General features: G+C 66.6%; 1 pseudogene. It reads left to right on the top strand.

Annotation, left to right across the window (positions count from 1 at the left end):
- A pseudogene (locus tag B1964_RS08895) lies at positions 1-383 on the top strand (PTS lactose transporter subunit IIC); the annotation flags it as partial.

The following is a 383-nucleotide window of genomic DNA, read 5'->3' as shown; positions in this document are numbered from 1 at the left end:
AATCCGCACGCGGCGGTGGTGCGCGCCGGCGACGGCGACAGTGCCGGCGCCGCTGCCACGGAGAAGGGGGGGCTCAGCCTGGGCAAGCAGGTTCAGCAGGCCCTGATGACCGGCGTCAGCTACATGATCCCGTTCGTCGCTGCGGGCGGTCTGCTGATCGCTCTCGGATTCCTGCTGGCCGGCTATCAGATCGCCAACAAGAACATCGACAAGACGATGAGCGACGGTGCCTACATCGCGCTGCACAACTCTCTCTGGAATCTCCCGGCAGGAGGACTCGGCACCTACCTGGGCGCGGTGAGCTTCGCGATCGGTTCCCTGGCGATGAGCATGCTGGTCCCGGCGTTGGCCGGCTACATCTCGTTCGCGATCGCCGACCGGCC

The sequence above is a fragment of the Gordonia sp. i37 genome (assembly GCF_002043085.1).
GTDB classification, from domain to species: domain Bacteria; phylum Actinomycetota; class Actinomycetes; order Mycobacteriales; family Mycobacteriaceae; genus Gordonia; species Gordonia polyisoprenivorans.
Note: the sequence above shows the minus strand (reverse complement) of the source record. Positions and strands in the feature narration are given on the sequence as shown.